This is a genomic window from Actinomadura sp. 6K520 (genome assembly GCF_004349245.1).
GTDB lineage: Bacteria > Actinomycetota > Actinomycetes > Streptosporangiales > Streptosporangiaceae > Spirillospora.
The window spans coordinates 1-1,597 of sequence record NZ_SMLC01000385.1; the positions used below are offsets into that span (position 1 = coordinate 1).

Below are 1,597 nucleotides of genomic sequence, written 5' to 3' on the forward strand. Positions count from 1 at the left end.
GAGCTTGTAACTCGAAGTGTGTAAAGATGATCTTGTGGTGGGTCTGGTTGTCTTTACTGGATGCGGTCTGGGTAGGCGGCGGCGAGTTCGTTGAGGGCTTCGGCCCACCCGTAGGTTTTCTGGCCTTCGATGAGGCGGGCGGGGTAGCCGGAGCGGGCGCCGTCGCGTTGGGCGCGGGCGGCGCGTTCGCGGGCGCGTTTGTCCTCGATGTTGACGATGGCCAGCCAGAGCAGCTTGACCACGGCGTCGTCGGTGGGGAAGTGCCCGCGGGCTTTGGTGACCTTGCGGAGCTGGTAGTTCAGCGACTCGATGCTGTTGGTGGTGTAGAGCAGTCGGCGGACGGCGGGGGTGAAGGCCAGGAACGGGGTGAACCGTTCCCACGCCGTCTCCCAGACCTTGACGCTCTGCGGATATCGCTTGCCCAGGTCGGTGTCGGCGAACGCGGCGAGGGCGTCCAGGGCGGCGTCGGCGTCGGGCGCGGTGTAGATCTTCTTCAGTTCGGCGGCCACCTGGGCGCGGTGCTTGCGCGGGACCGGCCGGAGACTGTTGCGGATCAGGTGCACCACACACGATTGGACGATGGTGTGCGGGAACGCCGCGCAGATGGCGTCTTCGAACCCGGCGAGCCCGTCGACGCAGGCGATGAGGATGTCTTGGACGCCGCGGTTGCGCAGGTCGGCGACCACCGACCGCCAGAACGCGGCGCCCTCCCCGACCCCGCGCGGGCCGGCCGGTCCATCGGCTGCTTTGGGGACCCAGATGCCCAGGACGTGCTTGTCGCCGTCGGTGTCGATCCCGACCGCCAGGTAGGCGGGCTTGTTGTGCACGACGTGGTTGTCTCTGACCTTGACCATGAGGGCGTCCAGGAACACCACCGGGTAGATCGGGTCGAGCGGGCGGCGCTGCCAGGTCTTGACCTCCTCCATCACCTGGTCGGTGATGCGCGAGACGGTCTCGGGCGACAGTTGGGTGCCGTAGACCTGGTCGAGGTGGTGGATGATGTCGCGCACCGTCATGCCGTGCGCGTACAGGCTGATGACCATGTCGTCCAGCCCGCCCGACACCCGCCCGGCGCGTTTGGGCACCAGCACCGGCTCGAACGACCCGGCCCGGTCCCGCGGCACCGCCAGCCGGACCGGGCCGACCCCGGTCTGCACCGTCTTGGCGATCTTCCCGTTGCGGGAGTTGCCCGACCCGTAGCCGTCGGTGTGGTGCTTGTCGTAGCCCAGATGGGCGGTCAGCTCGGCCTCCAGAGCGCGTTCCAGGACGGCTTTGACCAGGTCGCCGAGCATCGAGCCCTCGCCGGTCAGGCGCAGCCCGCCGGCCTGGTCGCGGGACCGGGCCAGCAACTCGTCCAGCAGCCGGTCATCGACCAGCTCCCGGATCGGACGCCGCTCGTCCTGTGCGCCGTGGTGCTCGGGCTCGCTCACCTCCGTCACGGTAGCCGGAAGATCGCTTACGGTGGTTGAGGTGGTGCCGTCGACACGGTCGATCACGGACATGACGTGTGGTTCTCCCCCCGAAGAACGTGGGCGCTTCACCCACTGATCACTTGCTCCCCAGCAAGATCACTTTCCACACCTGAGGGAATACCCCC

General features: G+C 67.8%; 1 protein-coding gene. It reads right to left on the bottom strand.

Annotated features, from left to right (window positions below; genetic code table 11):
* Positions 1-53: 53 nt before the first annotated feature.
* Positions 54-1,385, bottom strand: coding sequence for an IS256 family transposase (locus tag E1289_RS37500; RefSeq protein ID WP_131988925.1), 1,332 nt, complete (start codon positions 1,383-1,385; stop codon positions 54-56).
* Positions 1,386-1,597 lie beyond the last annotated feature (212 nt).